Below are 18,559 nucleotides of genomic sequence, written 5' to 3'. Positions count from 1 at the left end.
GAAAGCTAAAAAAAATTAGCTCGCGGCTATTGAAAATTCTTACAGCAAAGGATAACTGTATGCACATACAGTACAAGGAGTTTCATGCCGTGCCTCACCCTGCCTTTTCGCATTCCCCATCGTTGTCCTACGAACGGCTCGGATACCGTATCCAGCAAGCGATCTCATCACCCCACGTACAGAAAAGGCAGTTTGTTGAGGTCAAGCCGAGCGCGGATGAATCCCCTGCCGACTGGCAGCGATTGCTCGCCGACCTGGAAGAGACTTCAGGTATCACGATCGACACCTTGGATTCAGGCCTCATCAGGATTGGATGGCGAGGATTTACTGAAGCATGAACAAGCGCCCGCATAACGCGGGCTTTTTTGTGGCCGGATTTATAACTTGGGTTATTGACACGGAGAAAACATGAGTTATGATTCAATCCATAACACAGGTTATAGGCAGCTACGGCAGCCACCGCTCTTTACACAACTCGACACCCGTCACCCTCAGCGGCACATGAGGGCAGCAGCTGCCTCATGCAGTGAGCTGGGTTCAGGTAACCAAGTGGCGCGCATGCCAATGCGGGGAAGCGCGTAGCCCAGAGAGCGATGGGCGCCTGGATCACTTCGATTTCACTGGCTGGCCTTGGCGACAGGGCCAGACGGGAAATCAACTGGTAGCGGAGCAATTGAAGATGACCACGATTATCCAAGACCGCTTCGATAGCGGCGCCCAGGTGAGCCTGGAGATGGACAAAAACGAAGGCGAGCTGTTCGTCTTCCACTGCCCGGCAGGTCAAGGCTGCAAGGTCAGTAAATGGCCGCTGGATAGCTACCACATGCCGATCGCGATGGCTCATTACGAGCAATGCATGGAACTGGAGCGCGCCGCCTTCGAAGCCTGCTCCACGTCAGCCTGACGTTAACTGCCCGATCCACCTGGTTCCCCATCACCAGGCTGCATCGGTCGTGGCGTTCGCCCTCCCCTGGTCCGGGAGGTAGCGGCAGCGAGCGTCACGACCAATGCAGCCCACCGAGGACTCTTCATGGAAACGATCACTTGCGGCTCATGGATTGGCCAGCTCGGCAAGGCGCTGGCTCCCCGTGAGCTCGAAGCACTGTTGTGGGTGGCCCAAGGCCTCACCACCAAAGAAATCGCCCGCCAGATGGCGGTCAGCCCGGGCACGGTGGCCAACCGCATCGAGGCCGCGCTGTTCAAGCTGGAGGCAGGCCGCCGTATCGAGGCGGTCACCAAGGCCATGCGCCAACAGATCATCAGCCCGCTCTGCCTCGCCCTCGCCGGCCTCATCGCCATGCATGCGGTGATCGACAACGGCGACCCCATGCGCCGCGACCGCCGCGCGCCGGAGCGACGCACCGCTCAAGTTCGAATTGTTCGCAAGGCCGAGGCCTTGGAACTTCACGCCTGACCCACCCGAGGATCACCCATGCAGACAGCAATGCACCCTGCTTTCGAGCAGAAGCTTGCCGTGCTCGCGGCCCTGCTCGAGCGCAGCAAATCAGTGAGGGCTGAGGCTCATGCCAAGGCCAGCCAGACAGCGCCGCGCTACCAGGCGTGCGGCAAGGGCTCAACGTGGGATGTGGTAGAGATCGCCACCGGCGCCAAGCAGGGATTCGCCTTCAGCTACCGCACCGCAATGCGGTTTGTGGATGCGATGGAGGCAGGCGCAGCGAGCAAGCAAGGCGGCATGCAATGAGCAAGCGCAAGCCGCACAACATGCGTGCCCGGCTGGAGCGGACCTGCAGGGCCCTGGTCTCGGCCAACCACGCCGCCGTGGTGAACATCGACCCCAGCGGCCAGCAGGTGCTGCTCAACTGGAAGAAACTCAAGCAGATCCGCGTGCGCCAGGTGGTTGATGCGGTCTGCGACATCCCGCACCGCTGGACGATCTACTTGAGCGTGCTGTGCCGGACGGAGTTCGGCGAGCGATACCACAAGTCGGTTGAGGTCGCGCCGCAGGGCAACTACCGGGCCGAGCACCTGACCGACGTTATCGAGGCTACCTACACCGACCTGCGGGCCACGGCCAACCCTAATCACCTGGTGGCGGCCGGCTGGATCGCCATCCCCACCGACACAACGCTCGACGAAGCAGAGGCCGCCAAGATCTTTGCCGCCGTCGGCGCCTGGAATCAGCAGAAAGCAGCATGAAACGCATCACCGCACGCGTCCGGCACGGCCGGCGCCAGCAGCACATCAATCTGCCGCCCAGCGGCTTGGGAGGTACCTGCGATGACCGAGCAAAAGACCGGTGTCGCGAAACACTCTGCGGACTACCGGGCCCGGCAGAAGGCCCAAGCGAAGAAGCTCGGTATCGAGAAGGTGTTCTTCAACATGCCGGAAGGGATCAAGGCTGCAATGGCTGTGGAGATCGAGCGCCACGGCTACGAGCAGGTTCAGGAGCTCTGGCAGGATCTGGCCTTGTCGTGGATTGCGCAGGATCCCGAGGAGCGGACGCGTCGGCTTAAACGGCCTGACGCGCCAGCTTTTTACATCTCACCAAAACTAGCGCGCCAGTTCGACTCGGCGAGTCTCGCTGAGATCAAGCGGTACCCTGGCGACGAGGTTGATAGGCCTCTCACGCCGCCTCGCTGAATACCTCTTCAATTTCCTGCTCAATTGGGTCCGTCTCAAAGGAGGGGCGGCCAGCAACCAAAGGCAGAAGATCGTTGAAGTCTTCGATGCGGAACAGGTGCAAACGCTTGATGAACTTGTCAGAGTCGGGCAGGGCCTTGAGCTGGACCGAAGCCTGGAAAGCATCGGTAAGCGAATTCGGGCGCTCAGAGGTGTAGATGCTCAGCTGCTTCATCTTCTCAAAATTGTTCGACGCCAAGCAGCCCCGCAAGCGAGTGTAAAACTGAGTCACTGCGCTTTTCGTGTACCCCGCAGCGTGCATACCTTTGACGTCCAGATCGTACGCAATAGCCCAAATAGTCATCACAGCCTCCAGTACCCGGCCCCATTGCCGGATTCCAATCGTAAACCAATTGCCACCATGCCGCATCCGGCCACGGAGTGCGGCGCATGCATGGAGAAAGCCATGAGCGATACCGAAGCCGGCCCGAGCCTGGCAACCGGACACCCGATGAACGCCGAAACCTGGGCGGACTTCGTTAACCGCCTTCGCCATCACTGCAATGGCCAAGGTGTGAAGTGGCACCACACGGCCTGCGCGCTGTTCACCGTGCAGCAGAAGCGAATCGACTACGGCTATGAGGCTGACTACGCCGAGGGCCTGGTGGTCTGCCTGGAGGACAACAGATGGTTTAGCCCTGAAGAATACTGGGCAGATCTCGACGAGGAAGAGCAGCAGGAGATCAACCAGGCGGTCCAAGCCGACCACGAATGCGATTTCCTTGAGCTGGATACGGATGATCAGTGGGAGTTCCTGGCCGAACTCGACGACCACACCGTCACCGGCTGGAACAAACACTGGGAAATCGTGAACAGTCACTTCACCAAGGAAGCGGCCGAGGCCTTCATTCGCCGCAAGCAGCACGACTACCCCGAGCTACGGGTTTACGTCGAGTCCCAGTACTACGCCTGGGAATTCGAAGCGATCAAGGCCGCCATCCTCGACGGCACGCTGGTATATCAGCCAAAGCAGGCAACTGACGACGCCGCTGCCGCCTGACCATCCAGCGCTGTCCGCCAGCGCCTTCCCCTATTCAACGATAACGCCTCTTCGAGCGAGGAGGCATTCAAGGAGCGATCTGCGATGAGCCTAGGCCGGAGGCTAAGATTGGATCTTCTTTCGACATCCAGGGCAGGTGGCAGCGCCGCCAACAACGGAAAGAAGACCAACGCTTGTCCCGCAATCATCGCACTGGAAGTTGGCAATGGCTGTAGTTTTTGGGCCTCCAGCCGAGGACATGAGTGGCCCGCCGCACCCAGGGCACCTTGCCTCAGCACCAACGGTTGCCTGAACCCCTACAGTCGTTTTGCATCTAGGGCAATGATGACCAAAAAAAACTTCCGACTGCATAGGCTTAGCCTCCGATTTTGAACCCAGTAACGGATTTAGCTTGGCCCACAGTAGTTTTGATGTGCGTTCCTGGTTGAATCTGTACATTTTTCACATCACTACCGATGTGCGCCCCCGTTACCACCTCCGCGCGATCGACACGTGTTTCTATTAATCCATTGATAACTATTCCCTGAGCACCTGCCTTAGTCTGCATATCAGTCAATGCAGTATCAATTGCACAGAGAAGATCGAGAACGTAAGACTGTTCAATGCGCTGCTTCTCAGCCGCTATAGCATCCGCTCTACCCAGGAAAATCTTTCCTAGGGCACCCACTGGGTCCGCGAAGGCCCCGAACAGTGCGCTGAAAGCATTTCGATTTAGCACCTTACGTTCGCTTTGCTTTAGTTCCTGCTCAATTCTCTGCTCTAGCTCATCTCTGTCCATGGTTTCCCCCGATCTAGTTATCAAGAAGCCCTTTCAGCTTAGCGCAGCGGTTAAGCAGATATATCACCAGAATTCGCATTTTTTTCAAAAATCACGCCACCCCGGCGAGGACCGCCCATGTCTGCGTTTCAAAAAAAGAACCCCATTGACTTCAAAACCCAGTACGGCCTTGGCTTCGATCCGCAAGACGATGAGATCGTTGTCGACTTCTTCTGCGGTGGCGGCGGCGCCGGTACCGGGCTGGAAATGGGCCTGGGCCGGCCGGTGACCGTGGCCAAGAACCACAGCCCGGCGGCCATCAGCATGCACACCGCCAACCACCCAGCGGCGCGTCACTTCACCACAGACGTTTTCGAGGGCGACCCGGACGAGGAATGCCAGGGCCGTGCCGTGGGCTGGTTCCACATGAGCCCAGACTGCACCCACCACAGCCAGGCCGCCGGCGGCCAGCCGCGCAAGCGCGAGATCCGTAACCTGTCGTGGATCGGTCTCAAATGGGGTGGCAAGAAAAAGCCCCGTGTGATCAGCCTGGAGAACGTGAAGCAGATCCTTCAGTGGGGTCCACTGATCGCAAAGCGCGACAAGGCTACCGGCCGGGTGATGAAGCTGGACGGCACCGTGGCGGCCATCGGCGAGCGCGTACCAGTGCAGCAGCAGTTCCTGGTGCCCGACCCGAAACGCCGCGGTATTACCTGGCGCCGATTCGTGCAGCTGCTCGAAGGCATGGGCTACCAGGTGGAATGGCGGATCATCAAGGCCTGCGACTTTGGCGCACCAACCAGCCGTGAGCGCCTGTTCATGATCGCCCGCTGCGATGGCCAGCCAATCGTGTGGCCTGAGCCAACCCACGCCAAGAACCCCGCCAAGGGCCAGCAGAAGTGGCGCACCGCCGCGGACTGCATCGACTGGAGCGTGCCGAGCAAGAGCATCTTCGGGCGCAAGAAGGCGCTGGCCGATGCCACCCTGCGTCGAGTGGCCAAGGGCATGAAGAAGTTCGTGCTGGACAGCCCCCAGCCCTTCATCGTACCGATCGCGAACTGGTCGGGCGAGTTGGCCCAGTCTGCCGACGAGCCGCTGCGCACCGTTACCTCCTGGCCGCGGGGCGGTTCGTTCGCAATGGCCAGCCCGACCCTGGTGCAGACCGGATACGGAGAACGTACCGGCCAGCAGCCCCGCGTACCTGGTCTGGATCAGCCACTTGGCACCGTCGTAGCCGGCGGCGTGAAGCATGCGCTGTCGAGCGCGGTGATTCTGCCAGCAACCCACCAGGGCGCTGTGCGGGTAAATGACCCAACTGAGCCCCTGCCCACGGTAACCGCCGCCAACCGCGGCGAGTTGATGATGGCCAGCCCGGTAATGGTCGGGGCCGGCGGCCCGGTGTATGCCGGCAAGCCTGTACCAGCTGACCAGCCCATGGGCACCCTGATGACCCAAAGCCACCGTGCCCTGGCATCGGCGCACCTGGTCAAGTTCAGATTCAACAGCGAGGGTGCGGCCATTACCGACCCGGTGCCGACCATCACTAGCGGCGGAAACTACAAGCGCCCGGCCGGCGCAGCCCATGCAATGGGGGTGTGCACTGCCTTCATCGAGCAGGCCAATGGCGGTTTCAACACCACGCCAGCAAAAGGCGCAGATGAGCCGATGACCACTGTCACCAACACTGGCAGCCAACAGCGCCTGGTTACGGCCAGCCTGGCCACACTGCGCCGCAACTGCGTGGGTCAAGCCGTTGATGAGCCGGTACCGACCATGACCGCCGGCGCCGAGCATCACGCCCTGGTTGAGTACAAGCTGTCGCCAGAGCAAGAGGAAGGCGCCCTGCGCGTCGCCGCGTTCCTGATCAGCTACTACGGCACGGAGAACATCAGCGCAGCAGACGCGCCAGCGCCAACTGTGACCACCAAGGACCGCCTTGGCCTGGTCACGGTGTTCGTGAAGGGCACGCCCTATGTGATCGTCGACATCTGCCTACGCATGTTGCAGCCGCACGAGCTCTACCGCGCCCAGGGCTTCCCGGCCAGCTACATCATCGACAAGGGCGCCGACGGCAAGCAGTTCACCAAGACCGAGCAGGTGCACATGTGCGGCAACAGCGTCAGCCCGCCGCCCATGGCCGCCCTGGCCAAGGCAAACGATCCTTGGAGGGTAGCAGCGCATGCTGCGGCGGCCGCTTAACTCAAACTAGCCAGTGCTCCCAAGGGAAAGCACTAACCCAGGCAATGAGCCAATACAGTGCTTTCAGGACTTGTTCAATCAGAAGTTGCAATACGAGTTCTTCAATTAGCTTTCTCATGGATGGCACTCAAGGCTGGTCATCCAAAAATCATCAGGGAATGCATCGAAGTGAACTGGCCGAAGTCAATTTCCGCCGGCCTTACCTCGCCAACCAGCTGTAACCCCTCTCCCCTCTATTCACTGCCGCGATATGGCGGCCAAGGACGAAGTCATGCCTGAAGAAAGCCAACTGCACCCAGACGTAGCGCGCATCTACGACATTTTCGGCCTGCATCACTCGCATCCGATTAGCGTTCTTGAGGTGAACGTCAGGAATACAAAGCGCTTCTCCGACCTTCTTCAGGCTGTGGAGAGTGAGTTCCTGATGGTGCCTGGCACTCCTTCCGACGAGCCTGAAGATGAAGGCTGTCCAGTTGACGATGAATGCCTGGTCAACCGGTGGGGATCAACCCAAGAAGAGTACATCGAGCAGTTCCGGGCAGCGCTCGAGCACCTGAACGGGAAGAGCCGCACCATCACCCTCTCCGGCTGCGAGTTCACCGAAGACGATCTGCTCCGCACTGCGGTGCGCATGGTGAGCGGCACCACCAGGATGAAGCAGCCGCGCTGGGTGCTGATGAAGGACGCCTTCTGCTGCGGCTCTGGCGTAGCGCACGCGCTGTGCCGGCGTTTCGGCTTCGACCCAGACGAGGATCTGCGCAAATGACCCGCCTCGCCCTATGCCTCCTGCTGCTGGCCACCCGCGCCAGCGCAGCACCTCAGCCCCAAGAGAACGTCATCGAAGTACAGCACGACAGCCAGCGCGGCGTCACCTGCTACCTGCTCAATGGGGTCGGCATCAGCTGCATCCCCGACAGCCAGCTGCAGGCCGGCAACGAGCGCCAGCTCTCCCCGCACGAAACCCAACCCGAACCTACACCCGCTCTTGCGCCTGGGCGCTGGATTGATGAGAGGTATGAGCTGTGAGCAGCACGAATTGGAACGTCGCACCTCGCGATGCAGAGGCATGGGCGCCCAGCACTCCCAAGTTCATGGCCGGCTGGTACAAGACAGACGCAGAAGGCCGTTGGTATTTCTCCCTATCGCGCAGTTCTGGCTGGTGGGGTATCGAGCGGCCATCGACATATCGCCAGCGCCAAATGGAGCGGCGACCATGACCGACATGATCGAAGTGAAAACAGCCGACCTGGCCGGCGAGGCCTTGGGATGGGCAGTAGGCAAGGCGGAAGGCCTGGACCTGCAACTGGCCCCTCCGGGCTACAACGGCGTGCCGTGGCGTGTTTTCGCGCGGTACCGGGGCCAAGCCATCGAGCACACCAAGCGCTACAACCCGTGGGAAGATTGGGCGCTGGGCGGCCCATTAATCGAAAAGCACTGCTTCGGAGTACAGTGGAATTCACATTTGACCAGTTGCCAGTATTGCTACAGTAGCGGCCCTGGCACGTCAGTGGCCTGGCTCCACGGATCGCACCCACTGATTCACTTCTGCAAATCACTAGTGGAGCTCAAGCTTGGACTTTCAATTGAGATTCCAACTGTGTTGACTGAGTGACCAAAGGCATACTTTTGCTAAGCCCTTCCAGGAGGGACGAAGTCGTGACCAGTCATCTCTGATGATATTTCATCAAGAAATTGAATAGTGGACGTCATCAAGAACTCCGAAAGCAGCCAGTTGTATCTCCCTTCGAAATGCCTAGCCAGAACATCTGGAGAATATCGAGCCATCTCTGAAAGCCTATGCATCGCTGCAAATGACAGAGTTAGATTTGACCTTCGAATATGGCCCTCCACATTATCATTTCTCTTTATATACCAAAGTTTTTGAGGGCTATGTATATAGTAAACGTCTCGCCTGAGCTTTGCATGGTAGGCAGTAAAACTGTTGACATTTTCCTGCTCGTCACCGCCACGCTTCCAGCGAAACCGTTTCTTGGTACGGATGACGAATTTATCCGTTATTGAATCGTCACGCTTAAATTGGGCAGGAAGCCGTTCTAGTGTCTTCGCATTTGCATATCGACCTTCGAGCTCGAAACTCATCCACGCCTCAGAACTGCCATTAGCACAGCAGGCTGTTGGGTTTTTGACCGGGATGAATAATTCGGCACGCTCTCTACTTAAAATGTAAGCGCGGTGTATGTAAACGAGATTATACAAAATATCGGAAAGCTTATAGGCAACAGGATTAACGTCCTCACCTAGATATCTAGACAAGTCGGTTAAAATCCCTGAAGCTTTAAACGTTACAATTTCATTCGATATAGAAGTCCGCTCACCGACAGCTTCACCCGACACGCCGTGCCGGTTGGAGAGAGCACACTTCTTTACCATTAGCAGCGTCTTCACCGCATTGAGCATGCAGTAATAGGCAGTGAGCGGAGCAGACTCTTTAGGGAGCACTAATGTCGCTGCGGAAAACTGCCGAGCTTGATCCCAAAAAAATCTCGCCTCTTGGGTTCCGTTGCGCTTCAGCCAAAGATCGATGTAATCCCAAGTATCCGTCACCAAAACGGTCCTGCTCCGCAAGTCCGGCTTGGTCAAGGACTTATGCATAGTCAGGATGTTGCTTTTGTAAGTAAGAACTCTATGTGCCAAAAAATCATTCCTTCGAATAACCCAAGTCAAGTCGGACCGAAGCATACGCTCATGCACCGAAAATTCATAACCGAGGCGCCACCACCTGCCCTACCTAAAGACTGAGCGACTCCCGAATTACTATCAATCAACCCAAGCTGCCGCCACCGGCGGCGTGGAGACCATCCCATGGATATCGAAAGCACCGGTGACGTAGACAAGGTCACCGAGCACCGAATGGCTGAACTCATCGGCTGCACCAAACGCTCCCTGGAACACCGGCGCCTGGATGGGAAGATTCCCGCAGGCGTCTGGATGAAACACGGCGGCCGGATCATTTACAGCATAAAGAGGTATGACGAATGGCTGGAAAGCCAATGGGTTTACCCCGCGGGGTCGAAATCTTCCGCAACTCCCTCCGCATTCGTTTCACATGGGACGGTATCCGTCGATGCGAAACGCTCCCCTATCCCCCGACACAAAAAGGGATCAAGGCTGCATCCAACCTTCGCGATCAGGTAACAAGCCTCAACAAGCTCGGTCTCCTTGACCAGGACAAGTACGCCGAGCTTTTCCCCAGCTCACAGGCGGCGGTCGGAGGAAAGCCGACATTCGGCGAGTATGCGCAGCTCTGGCTGGACAGTCGCGAAATCACTCAGGGCACGCACAACAACTACAAGAGCGCCCTCAACCTTTATTGGGTGCCACGCCTGGCTCTGGTCCGTATCGACCTGATCACTACCACCCTGCTCCGCCGTGTCATCACCGAAACCGAATGGACCTCGGCAAACGTGAAGCGCAACGCGATTACAAGGCTGTCGACGATCCTGGCTGCGGCAACACGGGAAGGCCTGCTGACCAAGAACCCCGCCGAGGTGATTGAGTTGCCGAAGCGGTCGCGTAAGGAGATCGACCCGTTCACCCTGGCCGAAGCCAACACCATCATCAACAAGCTCTACGAACACAAGCATTGGCCGAGCCTCATCTATGCCGCGCTGTTCGAGTTTATGTTCTTCACCGGCCTCCGCTTGTCGGAGGCCTTGGCAGTGCGCTGGGATGTGATCGATATGGAAAAGAGGACTGTGCACGTGAAGAGGACCGTCGCCTTGGGCGAGGTGGAGGAAAGGACGAAAACAGGCAGGGATCGCTTCGTGCTGCTGAATGACCGGGCCTTGCGCGCGATTCAGTTCGCCAGGGAATACGCTGACCGTCGCCGGCATGGGAAGGGAGCGGTGACCGAAACGCCATTCTTGTTCCCGCCGTCGAAGAACGCCGAGCACGTGAAACAGACCTCCGATCTGCACAAACAGTGGGTGCCGATGCTGAATGAGCTGGGCATTCGGCGTCGTCCCCCATATAACTGCCGGCACACCTATGCGACAATATGCTTAATGTCCGGCCTCAACCCCGCATTTATCGCCCAACAGCTGGGTCACAGCGTTCAAATGCTGCTGTCGACGTATGCCCGTTGGCTCAACTCAAGCTCCGACTGGAGCGAGCTGGAAAAACTCAAGATTGGTATCAAATCGGTATCAGGTTGAAAGCCAGCTCTGTAAGTGACTGATAGGTAAGCCCTTTGATCTCCACCGCCAACATCACCATGCAGTTCGGCTCCAAGCCGCTGTTCGAAAACGTTTCCGTCAAATTCAACAACGGCAACCGCTACGGCCTGATCGGCGCCAACGGTTGCGGCAAGTCGACCTTCATGAAGATCCTCGGCGGTGACCTGGAGCCGTCCGGCGGCCAGGTCATGCTCGAGCCGAACACGCGCCTGGGCAAGCTGCGCCAGGACCAGTTCGCCTATGAGGAATTCACCGTGATCGACACGGTGATCATGGGCCACGGCCAGCTGTGGAAGGTCAAGGCCGAGCGCGATCGCATCTACTCGCTGCCGGAAATGACCGAGGAAGACGGCATGGCCGTCGCCGAGCTGGAAACCGAATTCGCCGAGATGGACGGCTACACCGCCGAATCCCGTGCCGGTGAACTGCTGCTGGGCCTGGGTATTCCGCTGGAACAGCACTTCGGCCCGATGAGCGAGGTGGCTCCGGGCTGGAAGCTGCGTGTCCTGCTGGCCCAGGCGCTGTTCTCGGACCCGGACGTACTGCTGCTCGACGAGCCGACCAACCACCTGGACATCAACACCATCCGCTGGCTGGAAAACATCCTCACCGCGCGCAATAGCACCATGGTGATCATTTCCCACGACCGACACTTCCTCAACAGTGTCTGCACCCACATGGCCGACCTGGACTACGGCGAGCTGCGCGTGTTCCCGGGCAACTACGACGAGTACATGACCGCTGCCACCCAGGCCCGCGAGCAGCTGCTGTCGGACAACGCCAAGAAGAAAGCCCAGATCGCCGAACTGCAGACCTTCGTCAGCCGCTTCTCGGCCAACGCCTCGAAGGCCAAGCAGGCCACCTCGCGGGCCAAGCAGATCGACAAGATCCAGCTGGCCGAGGTCAAGCCGTCGAGCCGGGTGAGCCCGTTCATCCGCTTCGAACAGACCAAGAAGCTGCACCGCCAGGCCGTCACCGTCGAAAAAATGGCCAAGGCCTTCGACGACAAAGTGCTGTTCAAGGACCTGGGCTTCACCATCGAGGCTGGCGAGCGCGTGGCGATCATCGGCCCCAACGGTATCGGCAAGACCACCCTGCTGCGCACCCTGGTCGGTGAAATGACCCCGGACAAGGGTGAAGTGAAGTGGACCGACAGCGCCGAGGTGGGCTACTACGCCCAGGACCACGCCCACGACTTCGAAGACGACATGACCCTGTTCGACTGGATGGGCCAGTGGACCTCCGGCGAGCAGGTGATCCGCGGCACCCTCGGGCGCATGCTGTTCTCCAACGACGAGATTCTCAAGTCGGTGAAGGTGATTTCCGGTGGTGAGCAAGGCCGCATGCTGTTCGGCAAGCTGATCCTGCAAAAGCCGAACGTGCTGGTGATGGACGAGCCGACCAACCACCTGGACATGGAATCGATCGAAGCGCTGAACCTGGCGCTGGAGAACTACCCGGGCACCCTGCTGTTCGTCAGCCATGACCGTGAGTTCGTGTCTTCGCTGGCCACGCGCATCATCGAGCTGTCGGCTGATGGCGTGGTGGACTTCAGCGGTACCTACGACGATTACCTGCGTAGCCAGGGTGTGCTGGTCTGATTGATGCGGCGGCCTGGCCATCTTGTATGGCTGGGCCGGCCTCTTCGCGGGCACGCCCGCGAAGAATTCACCGCCGATCCCACGGGCTGGCACTGCCCGACGAATAATTCGTTAGCCTGCTTTCATTTCCTTCGCGCAACGGCCATGATGGGGCCACGCCCAACCGCCCGCCCGCGAACGTGCCCATGACCGCGCAACAACCCGCCCCCGCCAGTAACACGCTGCAAATCACCCTGCAGATCCTGTCGATCGTTTTCTACACCTTCATCGCCTTCCTCTGCATCGGCCTGCCGATCGCCGTGCTGCCCAGCCATGTGCATGACCAACTGGGGTTTGGCGCGGTGGTCGCCGGGCTGACCATTGGCCTGCAATACCTGGCCACGCTACTCAGCCGCCCGTTTGCCGGGCGCGTGGCCGATACCCTGGGGGGCAAGCAGGCCATTCGCTTCGGCTTGCTGGGGATTGCCGGCTGCGGGGTGTTGACCCTGCTCTCGGCCTGGACCCTGACGCTTCCGCTGCTGAGCCTCGTGCTGTTGCTCGGCGGGCGCCTGCTGCTGGGCATCGCCCAAGGGCTGATCGGCGTAGCCACGCTGAGCTGGGGCATCAGCCAGGTCGGGCCCGAACACACCGCCAGGGTGATTTCGTGGAACGGTATCGCCTCCTATGGCGCCATCGCCATTGGTGCCCCCTTGGGTGTACTGGCCGTCGACGGGCTGGACTTCAGCGTGCTGGGGCCGGCATTGCTGGTGCTGGCGGTATCTGCCCTGCTGGTACTGCGCAAGCGGCCGGACGTGGTGGTGGTGCGCGGCGAGCGCCTGCCCTTCTGGTCGGCCTTCGGCCGGGTCGCACCGTGCGGTCTGGGCCTGACCCTTGCCTCTATCGGCTACGGTACCCTGACCACCTTCGTCACCCTGTATTACCTGGAGCGCGGCTGGGTGGGCGCAGCCTGGTGCCTGAGTGCCTTTGGCGTGTGCTTCATCATTTCCCGGCTGCTGTTCGTCAATGCGGTCAACCGCTTTGGTGGCTACAACGTGGCGGTCGCGTGCATGGCCACCGAAGTGCTCGGCCTGAGCCTGCTGTGGCTGGCACCGTCGCCGCCGTGGGCGCTGATCGGTGCCGGGCTTACCGGTTTCGGGCTGTCGCTGGTCTACCCGGCGCTGGGGGTTGAAGCGATCAAGCAGGTACCCAGCAGCAGCCGTGGTGCAGGGCTGGGGGCCTACGCCGTGTTCTTCGACATGGCCCTGGCCATCGCCGGGCCGGTGATGGGCGCAGTGGCCGCACATCTGGGCTATGCCTCGATCTTCTGTGTGGCCGCGTTGCTCGCCCTGGCCGGTGTCGGTCTAACGCTGTTGCTGGCGCGACGCGCCACTCGCGGCTGAACGCTCGGCCGGCTCCGGCGCGCCCAACGCCTGGCTGAAGAACACCGCGGCTTCCTGCTGCAGGGAATGGTGGATGTGCCGACGATCCACACCTGCGGCGTCCTTGCACAGCGCCGGCATCCGCACGGACTGCTCGGCATCGCAATGGGCCATGAACACGAAGTGCCCGGCGCCGGCCAGCAGGCGATAGTCCGGTGTCACCGGCAACTTGCGGGCCAGGGCTTCGGCGTTGCGGTCCACCGCCACCAGCTGGTCGCTGTCGCCACTGTAGATCAGCGCCGGCACCTGCACCCCGGCCAGGGCATGGCGCCCGAACAGCAGGCTGAGCGGTGCCATGAGCATCACGGCCCCCACCCGCTGGTCGGCCTCTGGCACCAGCTCGCTGCGGTCGGCAATCAGTACACCGTGGGTCTTGCAGGCGTCGGCGTCGTCAGGGCGCTCCAGGCAGTACTTGCGCAGGCGGTCCAGGTCTGGGCGCGCGCCTGAGAGGATCAAGGCAGTTTCACCACCGGCCGAGTAGCCGATCACCCCAACCTTGCCACCGTTCAGATAAGGCCCCAGCAAGGCATCATCGCGGGCGGCCGTAATTGCGGCACTCACTTGCAGCGGCCGGCCGTACAGGTTGCTCAGGGTGCCCAGGCGGCTGTGGTCGCGGGCGTTGTCGCCGGGGTGCACCACCGCCACCACGATAAAACCCTGGCGCGCCAGCGACGTCGCCAGGTAGTGCAAGGCCAGCGGGCTGCCGGTATTGCCGTGGGACAGCACCAGCAACGGGAACTGGCCCAATGCTACCGGCGCCTCTTCACTCACGTCGACCGGGTAGCTGTCTATCCGGCTGCTGCGGGTCTTGCCAATGGCCGGGTAGAACGCCAGCGCCTGCATGGGCCGGGCATCGACCGGGTCGGCCAGAGTCATGTGGTGCAGGCCGACAACCCAGGGTGCGGCCTCGGCATGGGCCAGAAGGCTACCGAGCAGGGCCAGCGCCAGCATGCAGCGAGAAAGAGTCATCGGCCGGCGGTTCCTTGCAGGGCGAAGAGATAGCCCAGCATAGAACCGGCCTGGGCTGCACAGGATGAAAACTGAATGAAACCGAAGTCATGCACTTCACGCCCGCGCCCTATGCATTTGCGCTTTTCGTCGAACCCGTGGCATAGATGCAGGTCCACGTCTCTACGTGACCGTTTCGCGCCATTTAAGGAGATTCACGCATGAGCAAGCCCGCCTACGTGCCACCCAAGGTCTGGCGCAACGACGCCGCGTCCGGTGGCCAGTTCGCCAGCATCAACCGCCCGGTTGCCGGCCCGACTCACGACAAGGACCTGCCGCAGGGCAAGCACCCGCTGCAGCTGTACTCCCTGGCCACGCCCAATGGCGTGAAGGTCACCATCGCCCTCGAAGAGCTGCTTGCCCTGGGCCACCTTGGTGCCGAGTACGATGCCTGGTTGATCCGCATTGGCGAGGGCGACCAATTCTCCAGCGGCTTTGTCCAGGTAAACCCCAACTCGAAGATCCCCGCCCTGCTCGACCGCAGCGTCGAGCCGCCGGTGCGGGTGTTCGAGTCGGGTTCGATCCTGCTGTACCTGGCGGAAAAGTTCGGTGCCTTGCTGCCGAAAGCGCCAGCTGCACGCACCGAAAGCCTGAACTGGCTGTTCTGGCAAATGGGCGCGGCGCCATACCTGGGCGGGGGCTTTGGCCACTTCTATGTGTATGCGCCAGAAAAGTTCGAGTACGCGATCAACCGCTTCACCATGGAAGCCAAGCGTCAGCTGGATGTGCTCGACCGGCGCCTGGTCGAAAGCCGCTACCTGGGCGGCGAGGAATACAGCATCGCCGACATTGCCGTGTGGCCTTGGTATGGCCAGCTGGTACGCGGCAACCTGTATGGCGCGGCGGAGTTCCTGGCGGTGGACGAGTACAAGCATGTGCAGCGCTGGGCCGAGGAGATTGCCTTGCGCCCGGCGGTACAGCGTGGCACACGGGTGAACCGGACCTGGGGGGATGAGGCCAGCCAGGTGCCGGAGCGGCATGCAGCGGCAGACCTGGACGAATAACACGGCCTCTTGTGGGAGCAGGTTTACCCGCGAATACCGGCGTAGCCCGGTGCCATCCACCGCAGCGCCTGCTTCGCGGGCATGCCTGTTCCCACAGGGCTCGGGCACGGCCGAGGGCTGCTGCTCAGCGAATCTGGTGCTTGTGCAGCAACCGATAGAAAGTCGGCCGCGATATACCTAGCACCTTGGCCGCCACACTCATGTTGTCACTGTGCCGGCTGAGCACATCGCACAGCGCCTGGCGCTCGGCTCGGTGCTTGTACTCTTCCAGCGTGCCCAGCGGTTGCTGTACCTGGTCCAGGGGCTGCAAACCAAGGTCCTGCGCCTCGATTTGCCGGCCTTCTGCGAGCACCAGCCCGCGCCTTACCCGGTTGGCCAACTCGCGGACATTGCCCGGCCAGTCATGCCGGCCCATGGCCGCCAGGGCATGCTCGCTGAACGAGCGCGGTCGACGCCCGGTTTCAAGACTGTAGAAATGGGCAAAATGACTGGCCAGCATCGACAGGTCGCCATGCCGGTCTCGCAGTGGTGCGGTCACTACCTGCAACACGTTCAGGCGGTAATACAGGTCTTCGCGAAAGCGCCCTTGCTCGATGGCCCTTTCCAGGTCCACGTGGGTAGCCGCCAGCACCCTGACATCCACCGGGATCGGCTGGCTGCCCCCCACGCGCTCGATGTGCTTTTCCTGCAGAAAGCGCAGCAGGTTGGCCTGCAACTCCAGCGGCAAATCGCCAATTTCGTCGAGAAACAGCGTGCCACCATGAGCCGCTTCGATGCGCCCGGCCTTGCGCTGATGAGCACCCGTGAAAGCGCCCTTTTCATGGCCGAACAGTTCCGACTGGATCAGGTGCTCGGGGATTGCCCCGCAGTTGATGGCAATGAACGGTTGCTCGCTGCGTTGCGACTGGCGATGCAGGGTGCGGGCCACCAGTTCCTTGCCGGTGCCGCTTTCACCACAGATCAGCACCGGCGATTCAGTGGGCGCCAGCTTGCCCAGCAGCTTGCGCAGTTCGCGGATCGGGCGGCTATCACCGAGCAGTTCGTGGCTTGTTTCATCCACCCTCGCCATCCCTTTGCCGCGCAGGCGCGCCATTCCGAAGGCCCGGCCCAGCGTGACCTGAACGCGGGAAACGTCGAACGGCAAGGTGTGGAAGTCAAAGAACCATTCACAAACAAAATCGCCGACGGCCGGCATGCGCAATTGTTCGGCGCTGAGCACGGCAATCCATTCGGTGTTGCTGCGTTTGATCAAGTCCTTGACCCCGTCCGGGCGCCTCAGGTGCGATGCCTGCAAGCGCAACAGGCCCACATCGCAGGGATGATCCAACGCGGCGCCGAGCATGCAGCTGTGCACATCCCAGCCTGCGCTGCGCAATCCGGGTAACAAACGATGGCAGTCATCGCAGGGGTCGACGATGAGCAAACGGCGTTGGGCGGCAGGCTGCTGCATGACCAATCCTTGGCGCCAATTTTCAGTTTTTTGAAATAAAACAGTAAGTTGTGGCGCCCGATTAACAGTAGCAACTAAGTTGACGGTTCCCAGTACCGTCTGTCTGCCGAATCATTTTTTTACAATGCGTGACGGGAATTTTCGCACTTTATCGACATCACATGGCGGCATGGGCAAGAACGGATTCGACCCTGGCAAATTTTTTTACAACCAATGTGTGACTCGCCCCCGGACAACGAGCATCAGTACACATAACCCCGCGCTGCACTTCGCGATAACCGAGGCGACTTCGAAGCAACGCGGACTTTAACTGGATGTTTGGGACCATAGAGAGACCGAACCATGAATGCCCCGCTCCGTGTCAACGAAGCACTGCTGATTGCCGACCACGCCTTCGAACCCTTCCAGTGCGTAGCCTGGGATGCACCCAACGGTACTGGTGAACTGAGCCTGGCAGTGATCGACCGGACCAGCACCCGCATCGGCAGCAAGCAAGTGTCTTCCCGCATCTATTCCGACCCGGCCCAGTGGGCCAGCCTGATCGAGGAAGTGCGCGCCGAACTGTGCGAAAAAGGTTACGACCTGCAACCGTGGTCAATGCCGAAATAATATCGGCCGGCAAACCAAGTGCGTGCGTCGCCACGCACTTGTACAACTTCCGGGTTGCTGTTCTGGCAACTTTTCTTATTGCGGCATAGTGTCGCACCGGTGCTTTTTCAATCCACCAACCTGAACTGTTGCAGGTGCTGGTAATCCGCCTGAAGTTGCTGCGCCAGGCGCTGCGCACGGCCCAGGCGCACCGGCGCCAGTTCCATGTCCACCAACAGAGTGGCGCACGGCATCGGCTGCACGGTATTCCAGTGTTGCAGGCGACCGTCGGTGAACACCAGGCAGCGTAACGCTTCTTCGGGGTGGGCCCGTTGCCGATCCTGCAACCAGTGCCGAGCTTGCTCCAGTGCAGCGATCAACGGCGTGCCACCACCAGCTCCCAAGGCTTGCAGCCACGGTTGCAAGGCGGCCGAGGCCTTCAGGCCGTGGCGCTGCCACTGCGGTGAGCGCCCGCTGGCGGTAAGCAGGGCCAACCGGGCACGTTGGCGGTAGGCTTGGTCGAACAGCGCCGCCAGCAGCCCTTTGGTTTGCGCCAACGCCTGGTGGCGACGGGTCGAGGCCGAAGCATCGACGATTACCAGCCACAGTTCTGCGGGCCTGGCCTGGCGTTGCTGCCAGCACAGGTCCTGGCGCTGGCGTGGCCGGCCCTTGAGCAGGGTCGGCAGCCAGGCCACCCG

The 18,559-nt window shown here is 60.5% G+C and carries 23 protein-coding genes; 16 read left to right on the top strand and 7 right to left on the bottom strand.

Features of this window, described 5'->3' with window-relative positions; translation table 11 throughout:
* Positions 1 to 59: 59 nt before the first annotated feature.
* The 6 genes from CAG18_RS01545 to CAG18_RS01520 all read left to right on the top strand — a co-directional run bounded on the left by CAG18_RS01545 (position 60) and on the right by CAG18_RS01520 (position 2,601).
* Positions 60 to 338, top strand: a complete 279-nt coding sequence (locus CAG18_RS01545) for a DUF1654 domain-containing protein (protein ID WP_049798432.1) — start codon at positions 60 to 62, stop codon at positions 336 to 338.
* A gap of 341 nt (positions 339 to 679) precedes the next feature.
* Positions 680 to 904, top strand: coding sequence for a hypothetical protein (locus tag CAG18_RS01540; RefSeq protein ID WP_085719984.1), 225 nt, complete (start codon positions 680 to 682; stop codon positions 902 to 904).
* A gap of 126 nt (positions 905 to 1,030) precedes the next feature.
* Complete coding sequence (locus CAG18_RS01535) at positions 1,031 to 1,414, top strand: response regulator transcription factor (RefSeq protein WP_085719983.1); 384 nt, start codon at positions 1,031 to 1,033, stop codon at positions 1,412 to 1,414.
* An 18-nt stretch (positions 1,415 to 1,432) separates the two neighbouring features.
* A complete protein-coding gene (locus CAG18_RS01530; protein WP_085719981.1) occupies positions 1,433 to 1,702 on the top strand; it encodes a hypothetical protein in 270 nt (89 codons plus the stop codon).
* Positions 1,699 to 2,157 (top strand): hypothetical protein, encoded by a 459-nt coding sequence (locus CAG18_RS01525; protein ID WP_085719979.1) that lies wholly within the window; start codon positions 1,699 to 1,701, stop codon positions 2,155 to 2,157. Before CAG18_RS01530 ends, CAG18_RS01525 begins: the two co-directional genes overlap by 4 nt.
* 81 nt (positions 2,158 to 2,238) lie before the next feature.
* The gene (locus tag CAG18_RS01520) at positions 2,239 to 2,601 is read left to right on the top strand and encodes a hypothetical protein (RefSeq protein ID WP_085719977.1); all 363 of its coding nucleotides are present in this window, start codon (positions 2,239 to 2,241) and stop codon (positions 2,599 to 2,601) included.
* Here CAG18_RS01520 and CAG18_RS01515 read toward each other — a convergent pair.
* Positions 2,585 to 2,944: a hypothetical protein gene (locus CAG18_RS01515; RefSeq protein WP_085719975.1), complete on the bottom strand. Its 360-nt coding sequence runs from the start codon at positions 2,942 to 2,944 to the stop codon at positions 2,585 to 2,587. The genes CAG18_RS01520 and CAG18_RS01515 overlap by 17 nt on opposite strands.
* 102 nt (positions 2,945 to 3,046) lie before the next feature.
* On the opposite strand from CAG18_RS01515, the gene CAG18_RS01510 reads away from it, so the two are divergent.
* Positions 3,047 to 3,640 carry a hypothetical protein gene (locus CAG18_RS01510; RefSeq protein WP_085719973.1) on the top strand — a complete coding sequence of 198 codons (594 nt, stop codon included), beginning with the start codon at positions 3,047 to 3,049 and terminating at the stop codon, positions 3,638 to 3,640.
* A gap of 355 nt (positions 3,641 to 3,995) precedes the next feature.
* On the opposite strand, the gene CAG18_RS01505 is transcribed toward CAG18_RS01510, so the two are convergent.
* Positions 3,996 to 4,418, bottom strand: coding sequence for a hypothetical protein (locus tag CAG18_RS01505; protein ID WP_085719971.1), 423 nt, complete (start codon positions 4,416 to 4,418; stop codon positions 3,996 to 3,998).
* A gap of 117 nt (positions 4,419 to 4,535) precedes the next feature.
* Between CAG18_RS01505 and CAG18_RS01500 the strand changes: the two genes are divergently transcribed.
* The 4 genes from CAG18_RS01500 to CAG18_RS01485 all read left to right on the top strand — a co-directional run bounded on the left by CAG18_RS01500 (position 4,536) and on the right by CAG18_RS01485 (position 8,208).
* A complete protein-coding gene (locus CAG18_RS01500; protein WP_085719969.1) occupies positions 4,536 to 6,596 on the top strand; it encodes a DNA cytosine methyltransferase in 2,061 nt (686 codons plus the stop codon).
* 271 nt (positions 6,597 to 6,867) lie between these two features.
* Positions 6,868 to 7,362, top strand: coding sequence for a hypothetical protein (locus CAG18_RS27205; protein ID WP_256573330.1), 495 nt, complete (start codon positions 6,868 to 6,870; stop codon positions 7,360 to 7,362).
* Positions 7,359 to 7,622, top strand: coding sequence for a hypothetical protein (locus tag CAG18_RS01490; protein ID WP_085719967.1), 264 nt, complete (start codon positions 7,359 to 7,361; stop codon positions 7,620 to 7,622). The genes CAG18_RS27205 and CAG18_RS01490 overlap by 4 nt, the downstream gene beginning before the upstream one ends.
* A gap of 187 nt (positions 7,623 to 7,809) precedes the next feature.
* On the top strand, positions 7,810 to 8,208 hold the full coding sequence (locus CAG18_RS01485) for a phage protein NinX family protein (protein WP_085719965.1): 399 nt from the start codon (positions 7,810 to 7,812) through the stop codon (positions 8,206 to 8,208).
* Between the two features lie 17 nt (positions 8,209 to 8,225).
* Here CAG18_RS01485 and CAG18_RS01480 read toward each other — a convergent pair whose 3' ends face one another.
* Positions 8,226 to 9,161 (bottom strand): YaaC family protein, encoded by a 936-nt coding sequence (locus CAG18_RS01480; protein ID WP_158090329.1) that lies wholly within the window; start codon positions 9,159 to 9,161, stop codon positions 8,226 to 8,228.
* Positions 9,162 to 9,374: 213 nt separating this feature from the next.
* Positions 9,375 to 9,608, bottom strand: coding sequence for a hypothetical protein (locus tag CAG18_RS01475; RefSeq protein ID WP_178075682.1), 234 nt, complete (start codon positions 9,606 to 9,608; stop codon positions 9,375 to 9,377).
* Between CAG18_RS01475 and CAG18_RS01470 the strand changes: the two genes are divergently transcribed.
* The 3 genes from CAG18_RS01470 (at position 9,593) to CAG18_RS01460 (ending at position 13,772) form a co-directional block, all read left to right on the top strand.
* Positions 9,593 to 10,771, top strand: coding sequence for a tyrosine-type recombinase/integrase (locus CAG18_RS01470; RefSeq protein ID WP_085719958.1), 1,179 nt, complete (start codon positions 9,593 to 9,595; stop codon positions 10,769 to 10,771). The two genes, CAG18_RS01475 and CAG18_RS01470, sit on opposite strands and share 16 nt — an antisense overlap.
* A gap of 35 nt (positions 10,772 to 10,806) precedes the next feature.
* Complete coding sequence (locus CAG18_RS01465; protein WP_013972511.1) at positions 10,807 to 12,393, top strand: ABC-F family ATPase; 1,587 nt, start codon at positions 10,807 to 10,809, stop codon at positions 12,391 to 12,393.
* 185 nt (positions 12,394 to 12,578) lie between these two features.
* Positions 12,579 to 13,772 (top strand): MFS transporter, encoded by a 1,194-nt coding sequence (locus CAG18_RS01460; RefSeq protein ID WP_085719956.1) that lies wholly within the window; start codon positions 12,579 to 12,581, stop codon positions 13,770 to 13,772.
* Here CAG18_RS01460 and CAG18_RS01455 read toward each other — a convergent pair.
* Positions 13,734 to 14,780, bottom strand: coding sequence for a dienelactone hydrolase (locus CAG18_RS01455; RefSeq protein WP_085719954.1), 1,047 nt, complete (start codon positions 14,778 to 14,780; stop codon positions 13,734 to 13,736). The genes CAG18_RS01460 and CAG18_RS01455 overlap by 39 nt on opposite strands.
* A gap of 200 nt (positions 14,781 to 14,980) precedes the next feature.
* On the opposite strand from CAG18_RS01455, the gene yghU reads away from it, so the two are divergent.
* Positions 14,981 to 15,823, top strand: coding sequence for a glutathione-dependent disulfide-bond oxidoreductase (gene yghU, locus CAG18_RS01450; protein WP_085719952.1), 843 nt, complete (start codon positions 14,981 to 14,983; stop codon positions 15,821 to 15,823).
* A gap of 124 nt (positions 15,824 to 15,947) precedes the next feature.
* Here the strand turns inward: yghU and CAG18_RS01445 are convergent, their stop codons facing one another.
* Positions 15,948 to 17,273 carry a sigma-54 dependent transcriptional regulator gene (locus CAG18_RS01445; RefSeq protein WP_061302356.1) on the bottom strand — a complete coding sequence of 442 codons (1,326 nt, stop codon included), beginning with the start codon at positions 17,271 to 17,273 and terminating at the stop codon, positions 15,948 to 15,950.
* 342 nt (positions 17,274 to 17,615) lie between these two features.
* Between CAG18_RS01445 and CAG18_RS01440 the strand changes: the two genes are divergently transcribed.
* Positions 17,616 to 17,882 carry a hypothetical protein gene (locus CAG18_RS01440; protein WP_013972506.1) on the top strand — a complete coding sequence of 89 codons (267 nt, stop codon included), beginning with the start codon at positions 17,616 to 17,618 and terminating at the stop codon, positions 17,880 to 17,882.
* 107 nt (positions 17,883 to 17,989) lie between these two features.
* Here CAG18_RS01440 and CAG18_RS01435 read toward each other — a convergent pair whose 3' ends face one another.
* Complete coding sequence (locus CAG18_RS01435) at positions 17,990 to 18,556, bottom strand: VWA domain-containing protein (protein ID WP_013972505.1); 567 nt, start codon at positions 18,554 to 18,556, stop codon at positions 17,990 to 17,992.
* Positions 18,557 to 18,559: the final 3 nt, after the last annotated feature.

This window comes from Pseudomonas sp. B22(2017) (assembly GCF_002113105.1).
In the GTDB taxonomy this organism is placed as follows: domain Bacteria; phylum Pseudomonadota; class Gammaproteobacteria; order Pseudomonadales; family Pseudomonadaceae; genus Aquipseudomonas; species Aquipseudomonas asiatica.
This window is presented reverse-complemented; position numbering and strand designations above follow the sequence as displayed.

Coding starts and splice junctions, on each gene's coding strand:
- CAG18_RS01525 (WP_085719979.1), top strand. CDS start 1,699: ATGAGCAAGCGCAAGCCGCACAACATGCGTGCCCGGCTGGAGCGGACC.
- CAG18_RS01520 (WP_085719977.1), top strand. CDS start 2,239: ATGACCGAGCAAAAGACCGGTGTCGCGAAACACTCTGCGGACTACCGG.
- CAG18_RS01545 (WP_049798432.1), top strand. CDS start 60: ATGCACATACAGTACAAGGAGTTTCATGCCGTGCCTCACCCTGCCTTT.
- CAG18_RS01440 (WP_013972506.1), top strand. CDS start 17,616: ATGAATGCCCCGCTCCGTGTCAACGAAGCACTGCTGATTGCCGACCAC.
- CAG18_RS27205 (WP_256573330.1), top strand. CDS start 6,868: ATGCCTGAAGAAAGCCAACTGCACCCAGACGTAGCGCGCATCTACGAC.
- CAG18_RS01500 (WP_085719969.1), top strand. CDS start 4,536: ATGTCTGCGTTTCAAAAAAAGAACCCCATTGACTTCAAAACCCAGTAC.
- CAG18_RS01510 (WP_085719973.1), top strand. CDS start 3,047: ATGAGCGATACCGAAGCCGGCCCGAGCCTGGCAACCGGACACCCGATG.
- yghU (WP_085719952.1), top strand. CDS start 14,981: ATGAGCAAGCCCGCCTACGTGCCACCCAAGGTCTGGCGCAACGACGCC.
- CAG18_RS01505 (WP_085719971.1), bottom strand. CDS start 4,418: ATGGACAGAGATGAGCTAGAGCAGAGAATTGAGCAGGAACTAAAGCAA.
- CAG18_RS01515 (WP_085719975.1), bottom strand. CDS start 2,944: ATGACTATTTGGGCTATTGCGTACGATCTGGACGTCAAAGGTATGCAC.
- CAG18_RS01490 (WP_085719967.1), top strand. CDS start 7,359: ATGACCCGCCTCGCCCTATGCCTCCTGCTGCTGGCCACCCGCGCCAGC.
- CAG18_RS01470 (WP_085719958.1), top strand. CDS start 9,593: ATGGCTGGAAAGCCAATGGGTTTACCCCGCGGGGTCGAAATCTTCCGC.
- CAG18_RS01535 (WP_085719983.1), top strand. CDS start 1,031: ATGGAAACGATCACTTGCGGCTCATGGATTGGCCAGCTCGGCAAGGCG.
- CAG18_RS01445 (WP_061302356.1), bottom strand. CDS start 17,273: ATGCAGCAGCCTGCCGCCCAACGCCGTTTGCTCATCGTCGACCCCTGC.
- CAG18_RS01460 (WP_085719956.1), top strand. CDS start 12,579: ATGACCGCGCAACAACCCGCCCCCGCCAGTAACACGCTGCAAATCACC.
- CAG18_RS01540 (WP_085719984.1), top strand. CDS start 680: ATGACCACGATTATCCAAGACCGCTTCGATAGCGGCGCCCAGGTGAGC.
- CAG18_RS01455 (WP_085719954.1), bottom strand. CDS start 14,780: ATGACTCTTTCTCGCTGCATGCTGGCGCTGGCCCTGCTCGGTAGCCTT.
- CAG18_RS01530 (WP_085719981.1), top strand. CDS start 1,433: ATGCAGACAGCAATGCACCCTGCTTTCGAGCAGAAGCTTGCCGTGCTC.
- CAG18_RS01485 (WP_085719965.1), top strand. CDS start 7,810: ATGACCGACATGATCGAAGTGAAAACAGCCGACCTGGCCGGCGAGGCC.